At 56.8% G+C, this 25920-nt stretch carries 26 protein-coding genes; 7 read left to right on the top strand and 19 right to left on the bottom strand.

What is annotated here, in order from left to right; genetic code table 11:
• Positions 1 to 5: 5 nt before the first annotated feature.
• The 3 genes from brnQ to phoB all read right to left on the bottom strand — a co-directional run bounded on the left by brnQ (position 6) and on the right by phoB (position 3741).
• Positions 6 to 1325, bottom strand: coding sequence for a branched-chain amino acid transporter carrier protein BrnQ (gene brnQ / locus ACVCAM_RS02325; protein WP_008503262.1), 1320 nt, complete (start codon positions 1323 to 1325; stop codon positions 6 to 8).
• A 409-nt stretch (positions 1326 to 1734) separates the two neighbouring features.
• Positions 1735 to 3030, bottom strand: a complete 1296-nt coding sequence (phoR, locus tag ACVCAM_RS02320; protein WP_008503264.1) for a phosphate regulon sensor histidine kinase PhoR — start codon at positions 3028 to 3030, stop codon at positions 1735 to 1737.
• A 21-nt stretch (positions 3031 to 3051) separates the two neighbouring features.
• Positions 3052 to 3741: a phosphate response regulator transcription factor PhoB gene (gene phoB, locus ACVCAM_RS02315; protein WP_008503265.1), complete on the bottom strand. Its 690-nt coding sequence runs from the start codon at positions 3739 to 3741 to the stop codon at positions 3052 to 3054.
• Between the two features lie 187 nt (positions 3742 to 3928).
• On the opposite strand from phoB, the gene sbcD reads away from it, so the two are divergent.
• Positions 3929 to 5134, top strand: coding sequence for an exonuclease subunit SbcD (sbcD, locus tag ACVCAM_RS02310; protein WP_045371761.1), 1206 nt, complete (start codon positions 3929 to 3931; stop codon positions 5132 to 5134).
• Entirely contained in the window at positions 5131 to 8262 is a 3132-nt protein-coding gene (sbcC, locus tag ACVCAM_RS02305; protein ID WP_248225291.1) for an exonuclease subunit SbcC, read from the top strand. Before sbcD ends, sbcC begins: the two co-directional genes overlap by 4 nt.
• Positions 8263 to 8372: 110 nt before the next feature.
• Here sbcC and mak read toward each other — a convergent pair whose 3' ends face one another.
• Complete coding sequence (gene mak, locus ACVCAM_RS02300) at positions 8373 to 9278, bottom strand: fructokinase (protein WP_045416715.1); 906 nt, start codon at positions 9276 to 9278, stop codon at positions 8373 to 8375.
• A 123-nt stretch (positions 9279 to 9401) separates the two neighbouring features.
• On the opposite strand from mak, the gene rdgC reads away from it, so the two are divergent.
• Positions 9402 to 10316, top strand: a complete 915-nt coding sequence (gene rdgC, locus ACVCAM_RS02295; protein ID WP_008503269.1) for a recombination-associated protein RdgC — start codon at positions 9402 to 9404, stop codon at positions 10314 to 10316.
• A 48-nt stretch (positions 10317 to 10364) separates the two neighbouring features.
• On the opposite strand, the gene ppnP is transcribed toward rdgC, so the two are convergent.
• The 5 genes from ppnP to ACVCAM_RS02270 all read right to left on the bottom strand — a co-directional run bounded on the left by ppnP (position 10365) and on the right by ACVCAM_RS02270 (position 13002).
• The gene (gene ppnP / locus ACVCAM_RS02290; RefSeq protein ID WP_008503270.1) at positions 10365 to 10652 is read right to left on the bottom strand and encodes a pyrimidine/purine nucleoside phosphorylase; all 288 of its coding nucleotides are present in this window, start codon (positions 10650 to 10652) and stop codon (positions 10365 to 10367) included.
• Positions 10653 to 10723: 71 nt separating this feature from the next.
• Positions 10724 to 11401 (bottom strand): AroM family protein, encoded by a 678-nt coding sequence (locus ACVCAM_RS02285; protein ID WP_008503271.1) that lies wholly within the window; start codon positions 11399 to 11401, stop codon positions 10724 to 10726.
• A gap of 237 nt (positions 11402 to 11638) precedes the next feature.
• Complete coding sequence (yaiA, locus tag ACVCAM_RS02280; RefSeq protein ID WP_008503272.1) at positions 11639 to 11830, bottom strand: protein YaiA; 192 nt, start codon at positions 11828 to 11830, stop codon at positions 11639 to 11641.
• A gap of 44 nt (positions 11831 to 11874) precedes the next feature.
• Positions 11875 to 12399: a shikimate kinase AroL gene (aroL, locus tag ACVCAM_RS02275; protein ID WP_008503273.1), complete on the bottom strand. Its 525-nt coding sequence runs from the start codon at positions 12397 to 12399 to the stop codon at positions 11875 to 11877.
• A gap of 141 nt (positions 12400 to 12540) precedes the next feature.
• On the bottom strand, positions 12541 to 13002 hold the full coding sequence (locus ACVCAM_RS02270; RefSeq protein WP_021241674.1) for a YaiI/YqxD family protein: 462 nt from the start codon (positions 13000 to 13002) through the stop codon (positions 12541 to 12543).
• A 97-nt stretch (positions 13003 to 13099) separates the two neighbouring features.
• On the opposite strand from ACVCAM_RS02270, the gene proC reads away from it, so the two are divergent.
• Positions 13100 to 13909: a pyrroline-5-carboxylate reductase gene (gene proC, locus ACVCAM_RS02265; protein ID WP_021241675.1), complete on the top strand. Its 810-nt coding sequence runs from the start codon at positions 13100 to 13102 to the stop codon at positions 13907 to 13909.
• Between the two features lie 16 nt (positions 13910 to 13925).
• Here the strand turns inward: proC and adrA are convergent, their stop codons facing one another.
• The 6 genes from adrA to ACVCAM_RS02235 all read right to left on the bottom strand — a co-directional run bounded on the left by adrA (position 13926) and on the right by ACVCAM_RS02235 (position 19592).
• Positions 13926 to 15029, bottom strand: a complete 1104-nt coding sequence (gene adrA, locus ACVCAM_RS02260; RefSeq protein ID WP_070531527.1) for a diguanylate cyclase AdrA — start codon at positions 15027 to 15029, stop codon at positions 13926 to 13928.
• Positions 15030 to 15131: 102 nt separating this feature from the next.
• The gene (gene psiF, locus ACVCAM_RS02255) at positions 15132 to 15452 is read right to left on the bottom strand and encodes a phosphate starvation-inducible protein PsiF (protein WP_008503278.1); all 321 of its coding nucleotides are present in this window, start codon (positions 15450 to 15452) and stop codon (positions 15132 to 15134) included.
• 89 nt (positions 15453 to 15541) lie between these two features.
• Positions 15542 to 16957, bottom strand: a complete 1416-nt coding sequence (gene phoA, locus ACVCAM_RS02250) for an alkaline phosphatase (protein ID WP_021241677.1) — start codon at positions 16955 to 16957, stop codon at positions 15542 to 15544.
• Between the two features lie 99 nt (positions 16958 to 17056).
• Positions 17057 to 17317 carry an anti-adapter protein IraP gene (gene iraP / locus ACVCAM_RS02245; protein ID WP_023293178.1) on the bottom strand — a complete coding sequence of 87 codons (261 nt, stop codon included), beginning with the start codon at positions 17315 to 17317 and terminating at the stop codon, positions 17057 to 17059.
• Positions 17318 to 17526: 209 nt separating this feature from the next.
• Positions 17527 to 18741: a multidrug efflux MFS transporter gene (locus tag ACVCAM_RS02240; RefSeq protein WP_407223099.1), complete on the bottom strand. Its 1215-nt coding sequence runs from the start codon at positions 18739 to 18741 to the stop codon at positions 17527 to 17529.
• Between the two features lie 167 nt (positions 18742 to 18908).
• On the bottom strand, positions 18909 to 19592 hold the full coding sequence (locus ACVCAM_RS02235; protein ID WP_407223098.1) for an extensin-like domain-containing protein: 684 nt from the start codon (positions 19590 to 19592) through the stop codon (positions 18909 to 18911).
• Positions 19593 to 19695: 103 nt separating this feature from the next.
• Between ACVCAM_RS02235 and ddlA the strand changes: the two genes are divergently transcribed.
• Positions 19696 to 20796 carry a D-alanine--D-alanine ligase gene (gene ddlA, locus ACVCAM_RS02230; RefSeq protein ID WP_021241680.1) on the top strand — a complete coding sequence of 367 codons (1101 nt, stop codon included), beginning with the start codon at positions 19696 to 19698 and terminating at the stop codon, positions 20794 to 20796.
• Here ddlA and ACVCAM_RS02225 read toward each other — a convergent pair.
• The gene (locus ACVCAM_RS02225) at positions 20793 to 21029 is read right to left on the bottom strand and encodes a DUF2754 domain-containing protein (protein ID WP_008503286.1); all 237 of its coding nucleotides are present in this window, start codon (positions 21027 to 21029) and stop codon (positions 20793 to 20795) included. The two genes, ddlA and ACVCAM_RS02225, sit on opposite strands and share 4 nt — an antisense overlap.
• A 247-nt stretch (positions 21030 to 21276) precedes the next feature.
• Between ACVCAM_RS02225 and ACVCAM_RS02220 the strand changes: the two genes are divergently transcribed.
• Positions 21277 to 21576: a DUF2755 family protein gene (locus ACVCAM_RS02220; RefSeq protein ID WP_021241681.1), complete on the top strand. Its 300-nt coding sequence runs from the start codon at positions 21277 to 21279 to the stop codon at positions 21574 to 21576.
• Here the strand turns inward: ACVCAM_RS02220 and ACVCAM_RS02215 are convergent.
• The 3 genes from ACVCAM_RS02215 to ACVCAM_RS02205 form a co-directional block, all read right to left on the bottom strand.
• Positions 21573 to 22670: a DUF1615 domain-containing protein gene (locus ACVCAM_RS02215; RefSeq protein ID WP_023293181.1), complete on the bottom strand. Its 1098-nt coding sequence runs from the start codon at positions 22668 to 22670 to the stop codon at positions 21573 to 21575. The genes ACVCAM_RS02220 and ACVCAM_RS02215 overlap by 4 nt on opposite strands.
• A 14-nt stretch (positions 22671 to 22684) precedes the next feature.
• Positions 22685 to 23905, bottom strand: a complete 1221-nt coding sequence (gene sbmA / locus ACVCAM_RS02210; protein ID WP_025912609.1) for a peptide antibiotic transporter SbmA — start codon at positions 23903 to 23905, stop codon at positions 22685 to 22687.
• A 114-nt stretch (positions 23906 to 24019) separates the two neighbouring features.
• The gene (locus ACVCAM_RS02205; protein WP_025912608.1) at positions 24020 to 24553 is read right to left on the bottom strand and encodes an isochorismatase family protein; all 534 of its coding nucleotides are present in this window, start codon (positions 24551 to 24553) and stop codon (positions 24020 to 24022) included.
• 204 nt (positions 24554 to 24757) lie between these two features.
• On the opposite strand from ACVCAM_RS02205, the gene ampH reads away from it, so the two are divergent.
• Positions 24758 to 25918 (top strand): D-alanyl-D-alanine-carboxypeptidase/endopeptidase AmpH, encoded by a 1161-nt coding sequence (ampH, locus tag ACVCAM_RS02200; RefSeq protein WP_008503291.1) that lies wholly within the window; start codon positions 24758 to 24760, stop codon positions 25916 to 25918.
• Positions 25919 to 25920: the final 2 nt, after the last annotated feature.

Genomic DNA, 25920 nt, shown 5'->3' with positions numbered 1-25920 from the left:
GTTGATTAATGGGCGTTCGATGCGACCTGACGCCCTGCAGCACGATCCCAGATAACCGCCAGAACCAGTGCAACAACGGTAGGCATCAGCCAGGCCAGGCCCTGCTCGGACAGCGGCAGACGCTGTGTCCAGGCTGGCAGAATTTCAGCGAACGCTGATGCTTTAATCCCGTCAAGGATACCAAAAATCAGGCTGATAAACATGGCTGGCGCAATAATTCGTGAGGAGTTGTTCCACCACGGGCGGGTGAAGCTCAGCACCACCAGCACGATGCACGGCGGATAGATCGCCGTCAGTACCGGAATAGAGACCTGAATCAGGTGGCTCAGACCGAGGTTGGATACCGCCATGGAGAAGATACCGAGGATAAACACCAGGGTACGGTAAGAGAGCGGCAGGTACTGCGCAAAGAACTCAGCACAGGCACAGGTCAGGCCAACCGCGGTAACCAGGCAGGCCAGGAAGATGAGCGCCGCCAGCAGCATACTGCCCGCACCACCGAAGGTGTGCTGGACGTAGGCGTGCAGGATAGCCGCACCGTTGGCGTTCTGGTCGACCAGCATCGCGCTATCGGAGCCCAGGCGGAACAGCGCCAGATACAGCAGCGTCAGGCCTACACCGGCCATCAGGCCAGCCCAGATGGTGTAGCGGGTCAGCAGACGCGCTTCGGTCACACCGCGGGAACGCGCGGCGTTAACGATAACGATACCAAACACCATCGCGCCCAGCGTATCCATCGTCAGGTAGCCGTTCACAAAGCCGTTAGAGAACGCGGCGTTTTTATAGGCGTCCATCGCGTCGCTAATCGGGCCTGCAGGCCAGACGATAGCCGCCACCGCCAGAACAATCAGCGCCACAATTTTCAGCGGAGCCAGGAAGTTACCCACGGTATCCAGCAGCTTGCCCGGATAGAGGGAAACCAGAATCACGATAGCGAAATAGATCAGGCTGTAGATGAACAGCGGCATCGCGCCGTCACCGGTCAGCGGAGCAATACCCACTTCGAAGGAAACGGTCGCGGTACGCGGGGTGGCAAACAGCGGACCCACGGCCAGGTAGCAGACGGTAGCCAGCAGAACGCCCGCCACTTTGCCAATCGGGGTGCTGAGGCTATCCACACCGCCGCCGACTTTCGCCAGCGCGATGACGGTCAGCACCGGCAGACCCACGGCAGTAATCAGGAAACCAAACGCGGCGGTCCAGACGTGTTCACCCGCCTGTAAGCCAACCATTGGAGGGAAAATGATGTTGCCTGCGCCAACGAACAGCGCAAATGTCATAAAGCCCAGCGCGATGATGTCACGCGATTTTAAGTGATGGGTCATAAAACCTTACTGCCTGTGGATGTGGTGTTGAAAACATTGAGATTTTCGCTGCCCCTGACGGGACGATACAGCCGAAAATTTGCTCAATTTTAGCGGGATATGCTCCCGTCCTGGCGTGGAGAAGAATAGTTTTTCGATTTACCACGCAAATACAGTCGGTCTGACAGTATCTGGGGGGCAATTTAAACGCTTATAACGTTTAAAGGCAAGGTGGGATCGTAAAACCAGAACAATATGCCAGCATGAAAATACACTCCAGCACAATACGCTAATTATAAGAAAAACCCATGGCTAATCATGCGAACAAAAAACAGCCAGCCGTATAAAATTCACACGCGTTTCGCTTGGCTGCAAAGCAAACGGGCCAGCGATGGCTGACCCGTGGAAAGGTAAAATGACACACCTGCCGTCAGGCGATCTTTTTGGCAATTAATCGTTCCGGGATCACGAAGCTGAAGCGGGTTCCTTTACCCAGGGTACTCTGAATATCGAGACGGCTTTCATGGTGATTCACCGCGTGTTTCACAATCGCCAGCCCCAGGCCGCTTCCGCCCGTCTGCCGCGATCGCGCTTTATCCACGCGATAGAAGCGTTCGGTCAGACGCGGAATATGCTCCGGCGCGATCCCCGGCCCGTTGTCCTCCACGCTAAACTCGGCCCCCGTTGGGGTATGCTGCCAGCGCACCACGATCTCCGTCCCTTCCGGCGTATGGTTTACCGCGTTATACACCAGGTTGGAGATAGCGCTGCGCAGCTCATCTTCACTGCCCAGCACCTTTAGCGTGTTGTCGACCTCAAAGGTCAGGTGATGCTTTTTGTGGCTTAACGTCTGCGCTTCACGCTCCACGACTCGCAGCATCATCGGCACATCGATGGTGTCATTCAGCGCGAGCGTGGGTGCCGCTTCAATCTTCGAGAGCGTCAGCAGCTGCTTCACCAGGCCTTCCATCCGGTGCGTTTGCTCGCGCATGGTGTGCAGCGCTTTTTCACGCGGCGCACCTTCCAGCGTTTGCTCCTGCATCATCTCCAGGTAGCCCTGCAGCACGGTCAGCGGGGTACGCAATTCGTGACTGACGTTGGCGAAGAAGTTGCGGCGCGCCCCTTCCAGCTGGTGCATCTGGGTGACATCGCGCGCCACCATAAGCCACTGCTTATCGCTGTAGGGCATCACGCGGATCTCCAGATGGCGACCGTTATTGAGCTTGAGATTGTGCGGACGGGTAAAATCACGCTTTTTCAGGTACAGCGTAAACTCGGGATAACGCAGAAGGTTGAGGATATTCTGGCCATTATCATCCGGCCAGCGCAGGCCCAACAGCTGCTGCGCCAGGCCGTTACACCAGAAGATCGTCCCTTCTTCGGTGGTCAGAATGACCGCATCCGGTAGCGACTCCGCACCGCTGCGAAAACGCTTAATCAGGCTTCCCAGCTCGCGGCGGCGCTTTTTATTTCGCATCTGCATCTGGTGCAGACCGTACAGCAGCGGCTCCCAGCTGCCGCTTCCGGGCGGCGGCGTCATGCTTCGGTCAACCCACAGCCACCAGGAGAGGCGCAGCAGGTTCCAGAAATGCCAGATCAGCAGCCCGGTGACCGACGCCAGCAGAAACCACGGCAGATGTCCAAGAAAGGCCCCCAGAATGAAGGCCGGAATACAGCATAAGATCAGTTCAAAGACGAGCCTTTTCCATGACAGACGTTCCAGCACGCGTCACACTCCTGTCATTGTTCAGAAACGGGTAGAAAAACGATAACCCGTGCCGCGGACCGTCTGCACCATGCGATCGTGGCCGCTCAGTTCCAGCGCTTTTCGCAGGCGGCGGATATGTACGTCAACCGTCCGGTCTTCGACATACACGTTAGTTCCCCAGACGTTATTCAGCAACTGCTCGCGGCTGTACACGCGTTCCGGGTGGGTCATAAAGAAGTGCAGAAGTTTAAATTCGGTAGGCCCCATGTCGAGGGGATTTTCACCGGTCATCACGCGGTGAGAAGTCGGATCAAGGCTCAGCCCCTGCATCTCAATCACCTCTTCCACCGCCATCGGCGAAATACGGCGCATCACGGCTTTAATGCGGGCCACCAGCTCTTTGGGGGAGAACGGTTTGGTAATGTAATCGTCCGCGCCGGTCTCCAGACCGCGCACACGATCCTCTTCTTCTCCGCGCGCCGTAAGCATCACAACCGGGATGTCGCGGGTCAGCGCTTCACGCTTCAGGTGTTTGATAAACTGCAGTCCGGAGCCGCCGGGCAGCATCCAGTCCAGCAGAATCAGATCGGGCCAGGGTTCATTCAGCTGGTTCACTGCGCTGTCATAATCTTCCGCTTCAACCGGCTGGAAGCCGTTTTGCTCGAGCACGAAGCACACCATTTCACGAATTGGAGCTTCATCTTCTACGACCAGAATACGTCTCGCCATACTTTGCCCTGTCTTATCTTATTTACGTTACAAGTTTGTAATTCGGCGCCATTATGCGTCAGATTTATGACAGATTTATGAAAAACAGTACCACTATAAATGGCAAACTGTTGTTTTATTACAGCGGTTATTTTCCCTTCTCTGAACGTTTATAATCCTGCTTTCTCTTTTTTGCCACGGATCAGCTATGCGCATACTTCACACCTCGGACTGGCATCTGGGTCAAAATTTTTACAGCAAAAGCCGTGCGGCTGAACATGAAGCGTTCCTGAACTGGCTGCTGGAAACGGCCCGGACGCATGAGGTGGACGCGATTATCGTGGCGGGAGATATTTTTGATACCGGCTCGCCGCCGAGCTATGCCCGTGAGCTGTACAACCGCTTCGTGGTGAATCTGCAGCAAACCGGCTGTCATCTGGTGATTGTCGCCGGCAACCATGATTCCGTCGCGACGCTTAACGAATCCCGCGACATCCTGGCGTTTCTCAATACCACCGTCGTCGCCAGCGCCGGGCACGCCCCGCAGATCCTGAAAAAGCGCGACGGGTCGCCCGGGGCGGTACTGTGTCCGATTCCCTTTTTGCGTCCGCGCGACATCGTGCAAAGCCAGGCGGGGCTGTCGGGCGCGGAAAAGCAGCAGCATTTGTTACAGGCGATCGCCGACTATTACCGCCAGCAGCACGCCGAAGCCTGTGCCCTGCGCGGTGACCAGCCGATTCCGGTGATTGCGACCGGGCACCTCACCACCGTCGGGGCCAGTAAAAGTGACGCCGTGCGTGACATCTATATCGGCACGCTGGATGCCTTTCCGGCGCAACACTTCCCGCCCGCCGACTACATTGCGCTCGGGCACATTCACCGGGCGCAGATCGTCGGCGGCTGCGAGCACATCCGCTACTGCGGCTCGCCCCTTTCGCTCAGCTTTGACGAAACGGGCAAAGCCAAATCCGTACATCTGGTGACCTTCTCCGACGGAAAACTCAGCGCCGTCGACACGCTGGAGGTGCCCGTAACTCAACCGCTGGCGGTGCTGAAAGGCGATCTCGATGCCATCACCGCCCAGCTGGAGCAGTGGCGCGGCGTCGAGCAAGATCCCCCCATCTGGCTGGACATCGAAATCACCACCGACGACTACCTGCACGATATGCAGCGAAAAATCCAGGCGCTGACCGAAGACCTGCCGGTAGAGGTCTTGCTGGTGCGCCGCAGCCGCGAGCAGCGCGAGAAAATTCTGCTAAGCGCTCAACGCGAAACGCTCAGTGAACTGGGGGTCGAAGAGGTATTTGAACGCAGGCTCTCACAGGAGGAGATTGACGATGCGAAGCGCGCAAGACTCAGCGAACTGTTCAGCCATACCCTGCATGCGCTCAATGACGAGGAAGAAAACGCGTGAAAATTCTGAGCCTGCGCCTGAAAAATCTCAACTCCCTCAAGGGCGAGTGGAAAATTGACTTTACCGCTGAGCCGTTTGCCAGCAACGGGCTGTTTGCCATCACCGGCGCAACCGGGGCAGGTAAAACTACCTTGCTCGACGCCATCTGTCTGGCGCTTTATCACGAAACGCCGCGCCTGAATAAAGTCTCCCAGGCGCAAAATGACCTGATGACCCGCGACACCGCCGAATGTCTGGCGGAAGTGGAGTTCGAGGTAAAAGGCATCGCCTATCGCGCCTTCTGGAGCCAGAACCGGGCGCGCAACCAGCCGGACGGTAACCTGCAGGCGCCGCGCGTGGAGCTGGCGCGCTGCGAAGATGGCAAAATCCTGGCCGACAAAGTAACGGATAAGCTGGAGCAAACCGCCGCGCTCACCGGGCTGGACTACGGGCGCTTTACCCGCTCGATGCTGCTCTCTCAGGGGCAGTTTGCCGCCTTCCTTAATGCCAAACCGAGCGATCGCGCCGAGCTGCTGGAAGAGCTGACCGGCACCGAAATCTACGGTCAGATTTCCGCCATGGTGTTTGAGAAACACAAAGCGGCCCGCAGCGTGCTTGAAAAGTGCGAGGCGCAGGCGGCGGGCGTCGTGCTGTTGAGCGAAGAACAACAGCAGCAGTTACAGCAAAGTTTGCAGGCACTTACTGACGAAGAGAAAACCCTGCTGGAACAGCAGCAAAACCAACAGAAACATTTTCAGTGGCTTACGCGCCATGATGAGCTCGTGCGCGAGCAACAGCGCGTCGCCGCAATGCAGCAGCAGGCGCAACAGGCGCTGACGGACGCTGCGCCTGAGCTGGCAAAGCTCCAGCTCGCTCTGCCCGCCGCCCAGCTTCGCCCGCTCTGGGAACATCAGCAGGAGCAAACCGCGCGTCTGGCACAAACGCAGCAGCGAATTATCGAAGTAAATACTCGCTTACAAGCCAGAACCGCGCTGCGTTCACGTATTCGCAATACCGCCCTGCGTAACCACGAGCTGCTTCAGACCGAACTGACGGCGCTGGCGCAGTGGCTGACGGAGCACGAGCGCTATCGTCTGTTAGGCCAGGAGATTGCAGGCTGGCGCGCCCAGTTCTCGCAGCTTAACCGCGATAAAACGCAGTTAGCCTCGCTTGCTGCGCGGATAGGTGAATTACGCAACAGGCTGGCTGCGATGCCGGAAAACGCGCTGACGCTGACGGCGGATGAGGTCAGCGCGGCCATGGAGCAGCAGTCCAGGTCCCGCACGCTGCGCCAGCAGCTGACGTCGCTGCATGCCCGCTATCAGCCGCTGCAAAAGCGCCTGCGCCAGAGCGGTGAAAACGTGCAGAAGGCGCAGGCCGAACAAAATAAACTCAATGAAACGCTGACCCTGCGCCGCCAGCAGTACAAAGAGAAAAACCAGCACTATCTCGACCTGAAAGCCCTGTGCGAAACCGAAGCAACAATCAAGAAGCTGGAGCATTACCGTTCGCAGCTTGAGGCGGGTAAACCCTGCCCGCTGTGCGGTTCCTGTGAACATCCCGCCGTTGAGCAATATCAGTCACTTGAGCTGACGGATAACCAGCGCCGCCGTGATGCCCTGGAAAAAGAGGTCGCCGCCCTTAAAGAGGAAGGCCTGCTGGTGCTGGGACAGGTCAATGCCCTGACTCAGCAGATCCAGCGCGAGACAGACGACGCGCAGACGCTTTCTCAGGAGGAGCAAGCGCTCACTAAAGAGTGGGTGGCGGCCTGCACGTCCCTGAACATTACCTTGAATATTCAGGACGATATCGCGCCATGGCTGAACGAACAGGAACATTACGAGCGCCAGCTTTATCAGCTCAGTCAGCGTCTCACCCTGCAGAACCAGCTCAACGAACAGGACGCGCAGGAGCGGCAGTATCAGCAGCAGCTGGCGGCCACGCGGCAGGCGCTGGAACATGCCCTGCTCGCGCTCTCGCTTAACGCACCTGAAGAAGGTCAGGAAGCCGCCTGGCTTCAGGCCCGTGAAGCGGAATTCGCGCAGTGGCAGGAGAAGCAAACGCAGCACGGCGTGCTTCAGGAACGCATAAACGCCCTGAAGCCGCTGCTCGACGCGCTTCCGGCAGCGAACAGCGAAGACGCCGAACCGGTTATTCCTGATAACTGGCGCGCCATCCACGACGAGTGCGTGTCGCTGCAAAGCCAGCTGACCGCGCAACAGCAGCAGGAAGCGCTGGAGCGAGAGCGCCTGCAGCAGTCGCAGACGCAGTTCACCGCGGCGCGCTCGGCGAGCTGCTTTGCCGACCAGGACGCGTTTCTTGCCGCGCTGCTGGATGACGATGCTATTCGCCACCTTGAACAGCTGAAACAGTCGCTGGAAAACCAGATCCAGCAGGCCGCGGCGCTGTCCGGGCAAGCGAACCAGCAGCTGCAGTCTCATCTGGCACTGCGGCCGGAAGGGCTCGATGCCGATGCCGCCACGCTGCAAAGCCAGCTGCAGCAGCTGGCGCAACAGCTGCGCGAGAACACCACGCATCAGGGCGAGATCCGCCAGCAGCTTAAGCAGGACAGCGATAACCGGCAGCACCAGCTGGCGTTGATGCAGCAAATTGAAGAGGCCGCGCGCCAGGCGGATGACTGGGGTTATCTGAACGCGCTGATCGGCTCCAGCACCGGCGACAAGTTCCGTAAGTTCGCCCAGGGGCTGACGCTGGACAATCTCGTCTGGCTCGCAAACCAGCAGCTTAACCGCCTGCACGGGCGTTATTTATTGCAGCGTAAGGCCAGTGACGCGCTGGAGCTGGAAGTGGTGGATACGTGGCAGGCGGATGCGGTCCGCGATACCCGCACCCTCTCCGGCGGCGAGAGCTTCCTGGTCAGCCTGGCGCTGGCGCTGGCGCTTTCCGATCTGGTGAGTCATAAAACGCGGATCGATTCCCTGTTCCTGGATGAAGGGTTCGGCACGCTCGACAGTGAGACGCTGGATACGGCGCTGGATGCGCTCGACGCGCTGAACGCCACCGGGAAAACCATCGGCGTGATCAGCCACGTCGAGGCGATGAAAGAGCGTATTCCGGTGCAGATCAAAGTGAAGAAGATTAACGGGCTGGGGTATAGCAAGCTGGATAAAGAATTTGCCGTGCAGTAAAGGTCCACTCAACATGTAGGCCGGGTAAGGCGTAGCCGCCACCCGGCTTTTTTATTGTGGCTGCCTGAATTCGCCCGATGGCGCTTCGCTTACCAGGCTTACAGAGCCGTTTATTCTGGCCACAGCCACGCCGCGCCGCGCACGCCGCTGGAGTCCCCGTGGACGGCTTTGCGGATCGGCGTTTCACACTCCCCGCCGAAGACCCACTGCTTCACCAGGTTCGGCACCGTGGCGTACAGCCGGTCGACGTTGCTCATGCCGCCGCCCAGCACAATTACGTCTGGGTCGAGAATATTCACCACGTGCGCCAGGGATTTCGCCAGCCGCATTTCATAGCGGCTCAGGGCCAGCTCCGCCACCGGATCCTGCGCTTCGACCAGACGCATGATCTCATTTCCCTTGAGCGGCTGGCCGCTCAGGCGGTGGTAATCGGTCGCAAAACCGGTACCGGAGATAAAGGTCTCAATACAGCCCTGTTTTCCGCAGTAGCACGGCACTTCGGTGCGGTATTTGAGTTCGTCTTCATCCATCCACGGCAGCGGGTTGTGCCCCCACTCGCCCGCGGTGCCGTTACCGCCGGTATGGGCGCGCCCGCCGAACGCTACGCCCGCACCGCAGCCGGTGCCGACGATCACGGCAAACACGGTCTGGGCACCGGCCGCCGCGCCGTCGATGGCCTCAGAGACCGCCAGGCAGTTGGCGTCGTTGGCCAGACGCACTTCCCGCTTCAGGCGCGCGCTTAAATCTTTATCAAACGGCTGACCGTTGAGCCAGGTGGAGTTGGCATTTTTAACCACGCCGGTATACGGCGAGATCGACCCCGGTATCCCCATCCCGACGCTGCCGGTTTGCCCTGTCGCCTGCTCGGCCATCTCGACCAGCCTGGCAATCGTCTCGATAGTCTGGTGATAATCATCGCGCGGCGTTGGCAGACGATGGCGAAACAGCTGCTCCCCCTGCTCGCTCAGTGCGATGACTTCTGTTTTGGTGCCGCCCAAATCGATCCCAATACGCACAAGACTCTCCTCATTATTTTGATTATCAACAGAGTAGAAGCACGCTTCCCGATTAGCAATGCAAGCGATGCGACAATTCGTTATCATGCCCGCTGATTTAACGACAAGGCCGTGGAAATTATCATGCTGTGGTTCAAAAATTTGATGGTTTACCGTCTCAGCCGCGACGTTTCGCTGCGTGCAGAAGAGATGGAAAAACAGTTAGCCGCTTATACCTTTTCCCCTTGCGGTAGCCAGGATATGGCGAAAACCGGTTGGGTTCCGCCAATGGGTTCACAAAGCGATGCACTGACCCACGCCAGCAGCACGGGTCAAATCATCGTCTGCGCCCGTAAAGAAGAGAAAATACTGCCGACGCCGGTGGTTAAGCAGGCACTCGAAGCGAAAATTCTCAAGCTGGAAGCCGAACAGGGCCGCAAGCTGAAAAAGACCGAAAAAGATTCGCTGAAAGATGAAGTACTGCACTCCCTGCTGCCGCGCGCCTTCAGCCGCTTCAGCCAGACCATGATGTGGATCGACACCGTTAACGGGCTGATCATGGTGGACTGCGCCAGCGCCAAGAAAGCAGAAGATACGCTGGCCCTGCTGCGTAAAAGCATCGGCTCGTTACCGGTCGTTCCGCTGGCGCTGGAAACGCCGATCGAGCTGACGCTGACCGAATGGGTACGCAGCGGTGCTGCGGCTCAGGGTTTCCAGATCCTTGATGAAGCCGAGCTGAAAGCCCTGCTGGAAGATGGCGGCGTGATCCGCGCGAAGAAGCAGGATCTGGTGAGCGATGAAATCGCCGTCCACATCGAAGCGGGTAAAGTGGTCACCAAGCTGGCGCTCGACTGGCAGCAGCGTATTCAGTTTGTGATGTGCGACGACGGCTCCGTGAAGCGTCTGAAGTTCTGCGACGAGCTGCGCGATCAGAATGAAGATATCGACAGGGAAGATTACGCTCAGCGTTTCGACGCGGACTTCATCCTGATGACCGGCGAGCTGGCCGCGTTGATTCAGAATCTGGTGGAAGGTCTCGGCGGCGAAGCGCAGAGATAACGGGCAAACCGTAGGCCGGGTAAGCGTTAGCGCCACCCGGCTAATTTTTTATTTCAGGTAGCGGCACAGATAAGAGGTAGGTTCAGCCACCTGCAGATGGAACTCACTGTGGCCAGGGACGTTGAAAACCTGTCCGGCTGCGTAAACTTTCCATTCCGTTTCACCCGGTAGTAAGACGTTCAGCGCCCCGCTGACGACCGTCATCTCTTCCGCTTCCGCCGTGCCGAAGGTGTATTCCCCTTCCGCCATGACGCCAACGCTGGCCCGGCCAGTGCTGCTGCTGGTAAAACCAATGGATTTCACTTTACCGGAAAAGTATTCGTTACTCTGAAGCATGAACTGGCCCTTATATTTTTAGATAAAAATTCACTATAGGGGCCATGCTCATCACCTGTCACGCAAAATCATTACATGAGCAGTTCCGAGGCCAGGCGAGCCATCAGAACGTTGGATAACAGCACCGGCACATCCAGCGCTTTTTGCAGTAAATCACGATGATGCTGGTGGAACCCCAGGCAGTCCAGAATCAGGACATCGGCCCCTCTTTCCAGCAGTTCCTTCCCGGCCGCAATGAGTTTGGCCTCGCTGTCCCAGAACGGATTCGCCAGCGCGTACAAGGGCACTTTTTCCAGCACGTGCCATTTTGCCTCCTGGTTATCCATGAGCTCCTCGATGGGGACAATCACCCCCACCTGATGACCATCCACGATGGAGGCCACCAGCGGCGGAATGATGCGCATCGGTTCCAGCAAAATCGCATTGCGCGCCGTAAGTCCCTTTATGGGGGCGGTGCTCATCAGCAAAATAACGTCATATCCCTGATTATCGAGCACTTCTATTACGCCCTGCAGCGAGCGCTCGATCTTCTGGCGGGAAACATGCGCCAGTTTACCGTCACTTAATAACGTCGCCAGGGGATCCTCCCCCGCCTCGACAGCGTAGTCTTCCATGACCTCTTCCCGACTCATCTTGCCCAGCAGGCTGAGATGCGTAATCTGTTGTTCAGATACATGCTCGGTTAAGAGCGGTAACACTTCGCTTACAGGGACCACACCAATGGTGAGGATCGCCAACGTTGCCTTCATCTTTATCGCCTTCCATTACTCCAACATCGTGCACACAGGTACAGGCTCACTACGCTGCACAGTTCGTTTTTTCAACAAAACAGCACCAAGCGTAGCAGGTGATCCCGACACCGAAATGTAAAGATCGCCTGCCGATACCAGAGTTACTTGTATTAACTAAATATTAACTCCTGCTTAACTTTTACGATGAGTAAAAAGTGTGATTCAGGCACGATCCTGGAGCGTTTAGGAAACCGCTCAGGTTATGTCGGGATCTTCATAGCGCCGCTTCGCATCCAGCGCTTCCTGTTCCGTCTCGTGTTCACTGATCAGCGAGTCTGGTTTGGGGTGATCGGCACGCAGTTGATACCAGGTCACAGTGTGACCTGTCTGGCCTTTTTCAACGGTCACAATGCGCGCTTCACGCGGATAGGGAGGTCTTGTTGGCATAGCTCATCCTTTTTTTATGTCTGAGCTATAAGTATAGACACCGCTTAGCTGGCACACGCCAAACGCAGGGCGGTAATAATCTGAATCACAACGTCTTCGGGAGAGGCGGACGCATCCACCACGTGGTGAGCCGCTTCGCGGTATAACGCATCGCGCTCGGCCAGCACTTCACTCACCTCTTCGTTCAGCGGCCTGGAGGTCAGCGCAGGGCGTTGCCCCTCTTCCGGAAAGGCTTCCAGACGCCCAACCAGGGCCGACACCGGCGCGCTGAGGTAAATCACAATCCCCTTTTCGCGCATAAAGTGACGATTACACTCCGCCAGAACAATGCCACCGCCGGTGGCGATCACCGCGGACGGGGTCGTGACCGCTTTCAGCGCGGCCGTTTCGCGTGCGCGAAAGCTCTCCCAGCCTTCCTGCTCAACAATGTCGGCGATAGTTTTTCCGGCCTCGGTTTGCAGCCAGTGGTCGGTATCCACAAACTGGCGATGACACACGCGTGCCAGCTCCAGGCCAACGGTGGTTTTCCCACAGCCGCGGGGGCCAACTAAAAAGATGGGTTGGGTCATAGCCAGGTGTTCCCCTTGATGCCGGAAGGCTGAAGAGTGTAAAGAAATAATTGCAGAAGATGTTGCGATTACTTTACTGCAAAGCGGTACGGGATGACAACCCTGTGGAGGCCACACTGTACCACACATTGACAATAATTATCATTTCGCTGTACGGCGCTTCACTTCCAGCAGCCATTTATCCAGCTCGGCAGCAAACTGCTGGCGATCGCGCTGTGAGAGGCTGTCCGGCCCACCGGTCTGCACGCCGCTGGCCCGCATGGTATCCATAAAATCGCGCATCGTAAGCTTCTCGCGGATGGTCGACGGCGAGTATCGCTCTCCGCGCGGATTGAGCGCCGCCGCCCCTTTCTCCAGCACGTCGGCCGCCAGCGGAATGTCCGCCGTGATCACCAGATCTTCCGCGCTGCACAGACGGACAATTTCGTTGTCTGCCACGTCGAATCCGGCAGGCACGCGCAAAGAACGAATGAAGCGCGAAGGCGGCACGCGAATGTTCTGGTTCGCCACCAGCGTCAGCGGCATCTGAACGCGCTCGGCGGCGCGAAATAAAATCTCTTTAATCACGTTCGGACACGCGTCCGCATCAACCCAAATCGCCATATTGTCTCCCCATAATGACTCTGCCGACTATTGTCGCCTGCATTTCGTTGTTAAGCTATCAATCAGAGAAAACAACGCATAATGACGGAGGATCGTGATGGACAAGAAAATCGGGTTTATCGGCTGCGGTAACATGGGCAAAGCCATTCTGGGCGGCCTGATCGCCAGCGGGCAGGTGCTGCCGGGTCAGATTTGGGTCTACACCCCGTCACCGGACAAGGTCGCCGCGCTGCGCGATCAATACGGGATTAACGCCGCCGAAAGCGCGCAGGAAGTGGCCCAGGTCGCCGATATCGTCTTTGGCGCCGTCAAGCCGAACATCATGATCAAAGTGCTGAGCGACATCACCTCCAGCCTGAATAAAGAGACGCTGGTGGTGTCGATTGCCGCGGGCGTGACGCTTGACCAGCTGGCGCGCGCGCTGGGCCATGACCGCAAAATTGTTCGCGCAATGCCCAATACCCCCTCGCTGGTTAACGCCGGCATGACCTCCGTCACGCCTAACGCGCTGGTGACCCCGGAAGACGTAGCCGATGTGCTGAACATTTTCCGCTGCTTCGGCGAAGCGGAAGTGATTGCCGAATCGATGATCCATCCGGTGGTGGGCGTGAGTGGTTCTGCGCCTGCGTATGTCTTCATGTTCCTGGAAGCGATGGCCGATGCCGCCGTGCTTGGCGGAATGCCGCGCGCCCAGGCGTATAAGTTCGCCGCGCAGGCCGTCATGGGCTCCGCCAAAATGGTGTTGGAAACCGGCAAACACCCGGGTGAACTGAAAGATATGGTTTGCTCCCCAGGCGGTACCACCATCGAAGCGGTGCGGGTGCTGGAGGAGCGCGGATTCCGCTCGGCCGTCATTGAGGCAATGGCAAAATGCATGGAAAAATCAGAGAAGCTGAGTAAATCCTGATCGTTTCAGTCGGGCGTCAGGCGGCCACTTCGGTGCGGCTGCGCCCGGCATTTTTCGCCCTGTACAGCGCCACGTCAGCCGCCTTTAGCCATTCCCGATAATGTGCAAACTGCGGCCCCCAGGGGGCAACGCCCACGCTGATGCGCAGCGCCTCTTTTGGCGCGCACGGTAGCGACAGCTTTTCCAGCCGCTCATGCACCCGGGACATGACGGCGATGGCGCTTTCCGCTGCGGTCTGCGACATAATCACCGCAAACTCATCCCCGCCAAACCGGCCGATGGCATCACCTGACCGCACCGACATCTGAAGCTGGCGCGTGATGGCAATGATCGCCTCGTCGCCCACATCGTGCCCCCAGGTATCGTTGATATTTTTAAAGTGGTCGATATCAATCAGTAAAATCGTGGCGGTGCAGCGATCGCGGCGGCAATGCTCAAATTCATTTCGCAGCAGCATTTCCCAGTGTCGGCGATTATAGACCCCGGTCATGCCGTCGCGGGTGCTCATCATTTCCAGCCGCTGTTTATGTTCCGCAAGCCTGACGGCGGTGCGGTGGCTGAGCCAGGCAAACAGCATGGGATAAAGCACCAGTACGGGAAGCGTTAAGCTCCACTCCACGAGGTCGGGGTTGAAGACGGCCACGCGCCCAACAAGCGGCAGCGTCACCAGCGCGGAGAGCAGAGTCAGCAGGATCCCCGGGATAAACAGACGACAGCCCCCGGAGCCCATCATATTCATCCCGACCATCATCACCAGCGCTGCCGTGGGTAACGCGCTCATCCCCATCACGCCGATCCAGAGCCCGGCAATAATGGCATCGATCTTAAGATTGAACTCTTCCTGCTGATGAGGTGACGCGGCCCGGCAGGATAACTGCCAGGCGAAATGGGGCCAGACGAACGCCCACCCCACCAGTAAAAGCCACCAGCCTCCGGGTAAAAAATGGGTGACCAGCATGCCCGCAACCGGGAAAAACATCGCTGCCAGCCCCACGGCGCGCGCCAGCCGAACCCGCCGGGCAAACTGAATGCCGGCGCGGTGAGGGTCATCCTGAGAAAGGGTTAAATTCCACTCTTCCCGAATGCGCTTTGTGTTGTAATACGTTTCATCATTCATCATTTTTGGGAATATTCTGAAACATTTTCCCAAATTATAGAGAGGGGGTCTGCGGGGAAAGTATGAAATTTCGGGTGAGCCGCCGGAGCCGCTCACCCGTTCGAACTACACTTTTTTCTTCAGGCAGGCACTCATGAACTTGCTGCGGTCATCCCCTTTCAGAGACTGTTCGGTGGCCTTGGCATTACACTCGCGCATCTTTTGCTGCTGAGGCGTCAGGCTTTTTTCAGCTGGCTTCGAGGCGCCGTTTTTGAGGCAGTCGCTCATGTAGGTCTTGCGGGCATCGCCCTTCAGACTCTGAGACGTCGCCTGTTGATTACAGGTGGTCATACGCTGCTGCTGCGGCGTTAATGTTTTCTCTTCCGCGTTCGCCGATGCGACCAGGAACAGGCCGGAGAGCAGAGTAACCAGTAATGTTGTTTTCATTGCACCATCCTTTTGTGAACATTCCCTGTAAGTCTGGTTCGTGACAGGAAAAAAACCACCCGGCAGATGTGATTTCCGCCGGGAATTTATCATTTCAGACCCAGCGCCGCCTTCATGGTGTAGAACAGATCCGTTTGATCGGTCAGGCCTACCACATTGGCCGCGTGCGGGCCGTAGGCGGCAATGCGCAGCTGGGTGCCGGTGTGCTCCATGGACTCTTCTTCAGAGTTGCCGTAGCTCATTACCATGACGGCGCCATCTTTTGTGTTGAGCGCCTGCGTCAGGCCAGGGGCTTTGGTATCTGGCGGAACGATCTGGCTGGCGTGCGCGTGATCCGCAGTGACGATCACCAGGGTGTTACCGTCTTTTTTCGCGAACGCGAGCGCCTTCTGCACCGCTTCGTCCAGATCGACGGTTTCGCCAATCTGACCGCACGGATTTGCCGCATGATCCTGCTTATCGATCGACGCCCCCTCAACCTGCAGGAAGAACCCTTTTTCGCTCTTGCTCAGCAGATCGATCGCTTTATCGGTCATCGCCGCCAGCGTCGGTACGCTGTCCGTGCGTTTAGGGTTAGGCGTACAGGTCACCGCTGGCTTATCGATATTGCCGTGATATGAGGCTTTTGGACCTTCCCAGCGCACGGGCATGTTGCCGTCAGAGAACAGCCCCAGCAGCGGCTTGTCCTGGTTCGCCTCGGTTATCGCCGCCAGCGAATTTGCGTCACTCACCAGCTGATAGCCGCGCGCCTGCGCCTGCTCGCGCAGCGTTTTGCCCTGCCACTCGCCCGCCGTCGCAGTTTCCGCGAAGGTTTTCGCGCCGCCGCCCAGCGTCACGTCAGGACGCGCATTCAGCAGCTGTTCCGTAATCGAGCCTTTGCCACCTTTTTCCAGCGCGTTCGTTGGGCATTTTTCGCTGGTCACTGACGGGCCGTAGCATTTACGCGAGGTCACGTGTGCCACCAGCGCCGCAGGCGTCGCATCCTGAAGTTCAGCGGTGGAGACGTTACCGGTCGCCAGGCCCGCCGCTTTTGCCATCTCCAGAAGGGTTTGACGATCTTTTTCGTGAATATCCACGCCCAGCGCGCCATTATAGGTTTTCACGCCGGTGGACCACGCCGTGGCCGAGGCCGCAGAGTCCGTTACGTAATCCGGTTTACCGGTTTTTTTATCCAGCGCGTAGTGGGTATATTGTCCGGTCAGCGGTAATGCGTCGATACCTTTAAAAAAGCCGCCCGCCCCCTCGGCATAATTTCGCGCCGCCGTGATTTCGGAATCACCCATTCCATCGCCAATCAGCAGAATAATATTTTTCGCCGGTTTTTCATTAAGCGAAGCGCGAATGGCGGCGGTTTGATCTTCCGACAATCGGCGCGCGCCGCCGGGCTGGGTGATATCCCCTTTTGCCGCACGATTATCCAGGACGCTGGTTTGCGTCGTGTCAGCATAAATGGCAGGGGTAATTAACAGAGGAAGTAATGCGATGAAAAGTGCGCTCTGTTTCAATTTATTTTCTCCATGTAAAAATACATAAAAATAAAAACAGAGCGACTATAGGCATCCTGCATGACAATTCTATGACACGTCGTTACGTCCTGTGACGGTTTAGCTGCGCGGATGCCTTAACAGCTTCTTTACGTACTGGTGGAGCATCTCAGCATCTTCAACCGGTACCTGCGATTCAGGCCTGACGCTCTCCAGCGCGCCTTCCACGCTCTCAATCAACGCCTGCTGATCGGTTTTCGCCATTTGTCGCAGCAGCGCGGTGACCACAATTTCAAGCGCTTCGACCTGGGCCACCAGCTCTTTTGACTCTTCTTCCTTTTGTGCCAGCTTGACCAGCAATTCAGCAATGAGGTTTTTCATCGTGCCAGTTCCTTTTCAGTTTTATCTGACGTTATCACTCTGAATCCATAATGCAAAGAGAAGAAATTAATTATGGTATGCAAAAGTGATACAGAAACGGAAATAAAGAGACCTCGCCGTGAGCGAAACGTTTTTCTATAAAAAGACGCCGCATTTTGTTATATAAAAATGCGGCTACCATAAGAATATATAATACATCTGCGAAAGCGTTATCTCGCCGATTTCGCCTCCGCCATTTGTCTGCGGCGTCGCAGCGCAATAGCCAGCTGGATAATATTGATTAAAACGACAATCGCCGTCGCCGCAAAAACCCAACGAAAACCGGCCATCGCGGAAACGGAGGCGCCAATAAGCGGACCGGCAACATTGCCCAGATACATAAATGACTGGTTATATCCAAAAATACGCCCCGTCACCTGGTCGCTGGAATATTTGACCAGCAGGGTCTGTACCGCAGGCAACATGGCGCCATCGGCAAACCCGAGCAGAAATCGCAGTACGCCAAGCTGAAGCGGAGAGGTGACGAACGACATCGCAAAGAAGAGCACCACCGCAAAGATCAGCGTCGCCATCAGGATGCGCGCCGTACCGATCCTGTCACCCAGTTTTCCGAAACGCGGCGCGGAAATCAGGGCGGATACGCCCGGCACGGCGGCAATCATGCCGCTTAAAAAAGCGATGTTCGTGCTCTCCGGCTCCATTGACTTGATAAACAGCGCCAGTATCGGCCCCACGGAACCGTTACAGAGCTGGATCACCATGGTGGTGACAAACAGGCTGATCATCAGCCCCGGATAAGGCAGCGAGGCGAAAACGGCCTTGCCGCTCAGGCGTTCAGATTTACTGATAACCGGGCGGCCTCCCTCTTTAATCAGAAAGAGCGTGACCAGAAAACTGACCACCAGCAGAACCGCAGTGATGATAAATACCGCGCGCAGTCCGACGTGGTCCGCCAGAAAGCCCCCCAGCAGCGGGCCACCGATGACGCCGCTGATCTGCGCCGTGGAGAGCGTGCTCAGCGCCCAGCCGCTCCGCTCGCGCGGCACCTGAGAGGCGACCAGCGCCATGGCGTTTGGAATATACCCGGACGTCAGCCCCATCACCGCCCGCAGGAAGAACAGCTGCCAGACGTTGGTGGCGAAGGCCTGCAGCAGAATGGCTATCGCCATCCCGAGCGAGGCGCGCAGCAGCATCAGTTTTCTGCCTTTTCGATCGGCCAGGCTGCCCCACATGGGTGACACAATCGCGGAAACCAGAAAGGTGACGCTGAACGTCAGGCCGGACCACATGGAGAGCGCTTCGTGCGAGGTGACCCCCAGCTGCGAGACGTACAGCGGCAGGAACGGCAAAATCTGGCTGATGGCCAGCCCGGTGAAGAAGCAACCGAACCAGACCGAGATGAGATTAACTTTCCAGGATTCCATACAGAATAGTCTTCATTTTTAGGCGAATTCGCCGTCAGATTAGCAAGTTACGCGTGTTAACGTCGCACCAGAGATGCGGCCTGACCGACTTTGGTGTTTTATCTTCCCAGTCATCATATTTGTGAAATAAGTCACAATTCATCCATTTTCTGGCGGAATATTATGCTTCACCGGCACAGGCCAAAACCGCGCATTCCGAGATGAAAATGGTTGGCATGCGCCGCGTTGTACTCTGGCCCCAGACCGTTCCCGTAGTACCCGCAGCTTGCCGCCAGCATCGCCTTCAGCCAGGGCTGCGTCGTGGCCGCCTTCCAGCCGTTCAGCACCGTGACGCGTTCGCCGTTCGCCAGACGAAAAGCGGCAATATCCAGCGCCTCCGCCGTGGCATGCTCGCTGCGGCGCGCGTCAGGGCGGTGGTAAATATTGCGGCAGGCAAAGCTGCCGAGGTGATCGATACGCGCGAGGTCGCTGCCCGTATAGCGTTTTGTCAGCGGCCGGGCCTGCTGGCTGATAAAGAGGGCTGAACTGAGCGCCAGCGGACAGCTGGCAAGAAAACTGCCGTTCAGGCCGACCGGGCCGAAGTTGCGCACGCGCACGACGTTGCTCAGCGGGCATTCCCCGGCGCTGTCAGCGACCGGCTGGGTGCGGATGAGATCGCGTTGATTAGCCTGCGCAAGCAGGCTTGCGCAGGCCTCGGGCGTTAAGCGCCGAAGCTTATACTGGGTGATTCGGCCTGGCGGATCGTCAAGCGTCAGCGGTATGAAAGGGTTGTAGTAAGGCGGCAACCAGCGGTAACCCACCGTTGCGACGGCGATAAGAATCAAAACGGTCAGCAGCGTTTTTTCTTTCACTCGCCCCCCTGAACATTCCCCCAAACATTATGGCAGAAGGTCGCGAAACCCGCCGGGCATCGTGGTATGTTATTGGCTTTTCGTCAGACTGGAAGAGAGTGAGATGGCTAAGCAGCGCGTAGGTATTGTCTTTGGGGGAAAATCAGCGGAACACGAAGTGTCATTGCAATCGGCTAAAAATATCGTTGATGCGATCGATAAAAGCCGTTTCGACGTGGTGCTGCTGGGCATTGATAAGCAGGGCCAGTGGCACGTTAACGATGCCAGCCAGTATCTGCTGAATGCTCACGATCCGGCCCATATCGCCCTGAATCCTTCAGAAATTAGCGTCGCCACCGTACCCGGCGTCGCGAAGGGGCAGCTTATCGATGCCGGCAATGCTCAGGCACTCGCCCAGATCGACGTCGTCTTCCCTATCGTTCACGGTACCCTGGGGGAAGATGGTTCCCTGCAGGGGATGCTGCGCATGGCCAACCTGCCGTTCGTCGGCTCGGACGTACTCGGCTCCGCCGCGTGCATGGACAAAGACGTCACCAAACGCCTGCTGCGCGACGCCGGGCTGAATATCGCGCCGTTCGTCACGCTCACCCGCGCCAACCGCGACAAGCACAGCTTCGCGCAGATTAGCGCTGAATTGGGTCTGCCGCTGTTTGTGAAGCCGGCGAACCAGGGCTCCTCCGTGGGCGTCAGCAAAGTGACAAGCGAAGCTGAGTTCACACAGGCCGTCCGCCTGGCGTTTGAGTTCGACCATAAAGTGGTGGTTGAGCAGGGTATCAAAGGCCGTGAAATTGAATGCGCCGTGCTGGGCAACGATTTTCCACAGGCGAGCACCTGCGGCGAAGTGGTCTTAAACAGCGACTTCTACTCGTACGACACCAAATACATTGATGATAAAGGCGCGCAGGTTGTCGTGCCTGCGGATCTCGATCCGGCGGTTAATGATAAGATCCGGGCGATCGCCATTCGCGCTTATCAGACGCTCGGCTGCTGCGGCATGGCGCGCGTGGATGTGTTCCTGACGGCGGAAAACGAGGTGGTGATCAATGAAATCAACACGCTGCCGGGGTTCACTAACATCAGCATGTATCCGAAGCTGTGGCAGGCGAGCGGCCTGAGCTACCCGGAACTGATCACCCGCCTGATCGAACTGGCGCTGGAGCGTCATGCTGCCGACAGCGCGCTTAAAAGTTCCGTAAACGGTTAATCGGCGCGCTTCGCCGACGCTGCCTCATCCGCTGTCGTCTCTTCAGGACGGCGGCGGATAATCAACCCCGCCAGCCAGAAACTGATGACCCAGGTCACCAGCCCAACGGCATAGGTTTGCCAGCCTTTTGCCTCAAACCCCAACAGGCCCACGACACCGTTAAGAATAAAGATCAGCCCGATAGCGAAGGCGTAGTAGTGCCAGTCACGGCGTAGTTTGGACGTGAGCTTCATAACAACTCCGGCAGGAAAAAAAGACATCCTCTCACAGTTTTACGGCCAGGTCTGTGGCAGATACGGAAATTCTGAAACGCGACGCAATTTCACTTAAGTTAATAAATTGTGACGTGCTGCAGAAATCAACAATCCAGGAGGATTCCGGCGCGTAAATTACCACGATTCTGATATTGACAAATGCGATGACCTGTCAAACTCACCCTGTACGAAGCGTATTAACAGAGCGATTTATCCGGAGGTCATCATGGCTGACTTTACATTGTCGAAACCGATTTTTGGCGGAAAACCAAAAACCTCCACGGCGGGTAATATCGCGTATGCCCTGTTTGTTCTGTTCTGCTTCTGGGCTGGCTCGCAGCTGCTCAATATGCTGGTCCATGCGCCTGGCGTTTATGAACACCTGATGCAGGTGCAGGATAACGGACGCCCGCGAGTTGAGATTGGCTTTGGCGTCAGCACCCTGTTCGGCCTGATCCCCTTCCTCGCGGGGTGCATGATTTTAGGCGTTGTCGCGCTCGTCCTGCGCTTTCGCCGTCGCCATTAAAGCCCCATACAGCGAGCCCGGCGATCGTCCACGCGTTTCGCGAACCACGCGGTGGTCAGGTTACGCGTGATCTTCGGGCTTTCCAGCTGGATCCCCGGCAGGATAGCCCTCGGTAACGTTTTCCCGCTTTTCTTATCGGCAAGCGCAAACACCTTCTTGTAGAGATCCGTTTTCTCAAAGGCCAGGCTGTCGCCTTTCTCAAGCTGACGGCGAATGTCGCTGTTGCTCATATCAAGCGTTGTCGATAATTTCCGGATCGCCCGCTCGGTGCTTCCCGCCTCGCTGCTGCCGTAGGCGATAAGATCGCCGTCCAGCGCCAGCTTAACGCCGCTTGCGCGGCTGACCGCACTCTGGAATGCCGCATTACGGCTGGCATACCAGCCCGCGTTAAAGTCGGCAAAGCGGTACAGCGGCTCATCGTAGTTCGCCGGGTAGTTCAGCAGGTGATACGTGCCGAACCACAGTCCGCCGCGCAGGGAGAAGACCTCCTGGCGCACCGTACCGTCGATTTTCCACGGATAGCCGTCGGTGTGTTTCTCCGCGAACGCGATGCTTACCTGCATTGGGCCACCGGTGTGGACCGGGTTCAGTGAGCCAAACAGCTTCTGCCCCATCGGCACCATGTTGATGAAATCATCGAAAATAGCGCTAAGCTGTTTTTCGGTTTTCACCGTATCCAGCCGTTCGCTGTAGCTTTTGCCGTTCGGCGAGGTGATTTTAAGCGCGGTATGCACGAGGAACACCGGGATATGCATGGACTCCGCGCGGCGGTCGATCTCTTTCCAGGCGATTTTATTCAGCCCCGGCACAGCCGGGTCTGACTGGTACATCGACTCCTGCTGTGCCACCGCCAGCACCGAACAGATGTTTTCCTCGGTCGGCGCAATCTTTTGGCTCTCAAAGGTTTTTGCCAGCGCGTCTGCCCACGCATTGCGATCTTTCACGCTGGCGGGCATTTTCTGCCGCACAACGCTCGCCACATCAACGGGCTTCTCGCCCTTTTTGAGCGGAGCGGCCCCCTTTTCGGCACAGCCTGCCAGCACAAAAGCGGCCAGTATGGTCAACGGTAACGCGCGCGGTACGGCAAAAGGCATAGCAACGTCCTGTATTAGCTAAATGTGTTGGTGACTTCCTGCAGGTCACGATCGTCCAGCTCGCGTTCAAAGCTGCGCAGACGTTTGTAGATGGACATCAGTTCCACCAGCGTGGTCCAGGAGCTGATCAGGTACTGGAATGAACTTCTGACCTGATCGAAAACGTTAGTAATTTGGGTCATCAGTCCCAGGGTAATCGTCCCTGCAACAATTGACGGGAACAACAGGACTATTCCAAAAACAGTATCGGCCTGAAGATATAAAATACGAGCTATGTTGAAATACATGTAGTGGAAGTAGAGCTTAAAGTAGTTAAAACGGACGTTCTGAAATAACTCTTTTACCGTTGGTGGCGCAGCTCGTGATGGGTCATCCTCACCGTAAACGAGTTCTTTACGGTAAGCCGCTTCCACGCGCTGATTTTTAAATTGTAACCCCGGCAATTTGATCCCCACCACAGCAAGAAGCCCCGTTCCCATAAGAGACCAGACCAGTGCGGCAATAACCAAACCATAGGGTAAATGACCAACAATTGGAAGTTCAGGCACATGGGGTGAAAGTGCAATCAGAATCGGTAAAAAAGCGATAAGTTTCATCACAGCATTAAGCAAGCTGACCCCCATGTCCTCCAGCGTTGAGGCAAAACGCATGGTGTCTTCCTGTACACGCTGTGCAGCACCTTCGATGTGCCGCAGTCGTTGCCAATTTGCCATGTAATATTCGTTCATAGCAGTACGCCAACGGAAAACGTAATGGCTAACGAAGAAATTGTTCAGCACTGCCACTGTTACTGCAATCATGGCAATGCCGGTAAAACTAACGAGACTGGCATAGAGTTCACCAATCGGAACCTTATTCGGGGCGCTTAGTGCTTTTTGGATCAAATCGTAGAAGGGTGCATACCATGCATTAATTGCAACGCTCACTTCCACCATGAACCAGGTAACGAAAATGATCAGTGCAGATCCCAAAATCGACCAAAACTGCCAACGATGCGGAGAATACTTGAACCAGAAGAGTGCAAACAGCCCCACACATACCGTGTAGTAGGCATAAAATACGATAAAGCTGAGCGACCAGAAGCGCGCCGCGCTAATCGGCACCTCACCTGTCGCCCCCGTGATGCGCGTCAGCCATGCGCCGCCGCCCGCCTGCCAGAAAATGACAGCGATCAGTGCCCAAATAAATGCCGACAGGAAAAAAGGCCCCGGCTTTGGGAAAAAAGACTTAAACATAATGCTTCCTTCTTGTTGTTATGGCTGTTGCTGTGTACAACACGTCACCACACGAAAACCTGCCCGCGCCAGACTCCCGGCCCGGGCAAAAAGGTCAGACCCACGGGTTGATTATTAGTTCGCTTTCCAGTTTTCGAGAATTGTTTCGGTGCGTTTCACCGCGAGAGGATTCGCTGGCGCAATGAAGTTACGCCAGACGTCGTTGTGATGGTTAATCAGGATCTGTGCGTCAGCAGCCGGACGGTTGGCGGTGGTATGGGCATCTTCGGCAACGGTGATGTGATAACCCCGGCTAACGCCGTTCTTGATCGTCGCATCGACGCAGTAATCGGTGGCGCAGCCGCAGATGACAAACTCGCGAATGCCCAGCTCCCGCAGCAGCGCCTCAAGCCCGGTGTTGTAGAAGGCATCGCAGGCCGTTTTGGTCACGTAAAGCGCGTCGGCAGGCTGATGGAGTTCAGGCAGTAACGCAAACCCTGCACTCCCCTCTTCCAGCCCCCCGGCCTCGGTATGCTGTATAAAAATCACCGTATCGGCTGCCTGCGTAAGCTGGTTGATCAGAGAGACACACTTTTCGCGCTGATGACGAGGGGTTTCAAACACCCCGTTTTGCATATCGACAACCATAACCACACGCTTCTCAGACATACCGTTCTCCATAAGATTGAGTGACACTGGTGCCTATCATAAGCCCGAAGTCACAAAATGGGAGATGGCTCGCAAGTAAATTGTTCATATTTACCCATGGTTACGTTTTTCTCGCTATCGTTATGCAATTCGGGGCATTGCACGGTACCGATTAGTAGTATAAATACCCATTACTTTCCTCATTCACTTCATGGATGCTTTTCGTTGAAACGTTGTCTGCTCTCTTTTGCCGCGCTGTGTGCGGTGAGCTTCTCTACCGCCCAGGCAGCCCAACCGCTGACGGCTCCCGTTTTAGCTTCAGATATTGCCGATCGCTACGCGAACCTTATCTATTACGGCAGCGGCGCGACCGGTATGGCGATGGTCGTTATCGACGGAAACCAGCGTGTATTTCGCAGCTTTGGCGAAACGCGCCCGGGCAATAACGTTCACCCGCAGCTGGATTCCGTTATCCGCATCGCATCCTTAACCAAGCTGATGACCAGCGAAATGCTGGTGAAACTGCTCGATCAGGGCGTGGTGAAGCTCGACGATCCGCTCAGCAAATACGCGCCGCCAGGCGCCCGGGTCCCCACGTATCAGGGTACGCCGATCCGGCTTGTGAACCTTGCTACCCACACCAGCGCCCTGCCGCGTGAACAGCCAGGCGGCGCGGCGCATCGTGACGTATTCGTCTGGCCAACGCGCGACCAGCGCTGGAGCTACCTGAGTACCGCCACGCTGAAGGCGGCGCCGGGTTCGCAGGCCTCATATTCAAACCTGGCGTTTGACCTGCTGGCGGATGCCCTCTCAACGGCGGCTGGCAAACCCTACACCCAGCTGTTTGAAGAGCAGATCACCCGTCCGCTGGGCATGAAAGACACCACCTTTACCCCGTCCCCGGACCAGTGCCGTCGCCTGATGGTGGCAGAGAAAGGCGCCAGCCCCTGTAATAACACGCTGGCGGCCGTGGGCAGCGGCGGGGTTTACTCCACGCCTGGCGACATGATGCGCTGGATGCAGCAGTTCCTTTCCTCGGATTTCTACTCTCGCAGCAGCCAGGCCGATCGTATGCAGACCCTGATTTATCAGCGTACTCAGCTGCATCGGGTCATCGGGATGGACGTGCCGGGTAAAGCCGATGCGCTCGGCATGGGCTGGGTCTATATGGCACCGAAAAATGGCCGGCCGGGGATTATTCAGAAAACCGGCGGCGGCGGCGGATTCATCACCTATATGGCTATGATTCCGCAGTCGAACGTGGGCGCGTTTGTGGTGGTCACTCGCTCCCCGCATACGCGTTTCGTCAATATGAGTGACGGTGTTAATAACCTGGTGGCGGAATTGAGTGCCAATAAAGCCCAGGTGCTTACCGCATCCAACTGAGA

It is taken from the genome of Enterobacter sp. CFEC122 (genome assembly GCF_052983755.1).
The sequence above is the reverse complement of the archived record's forward strand: the minus strand, read 5'-3'. Positions and strand labels throughout refer to the sequence as shown.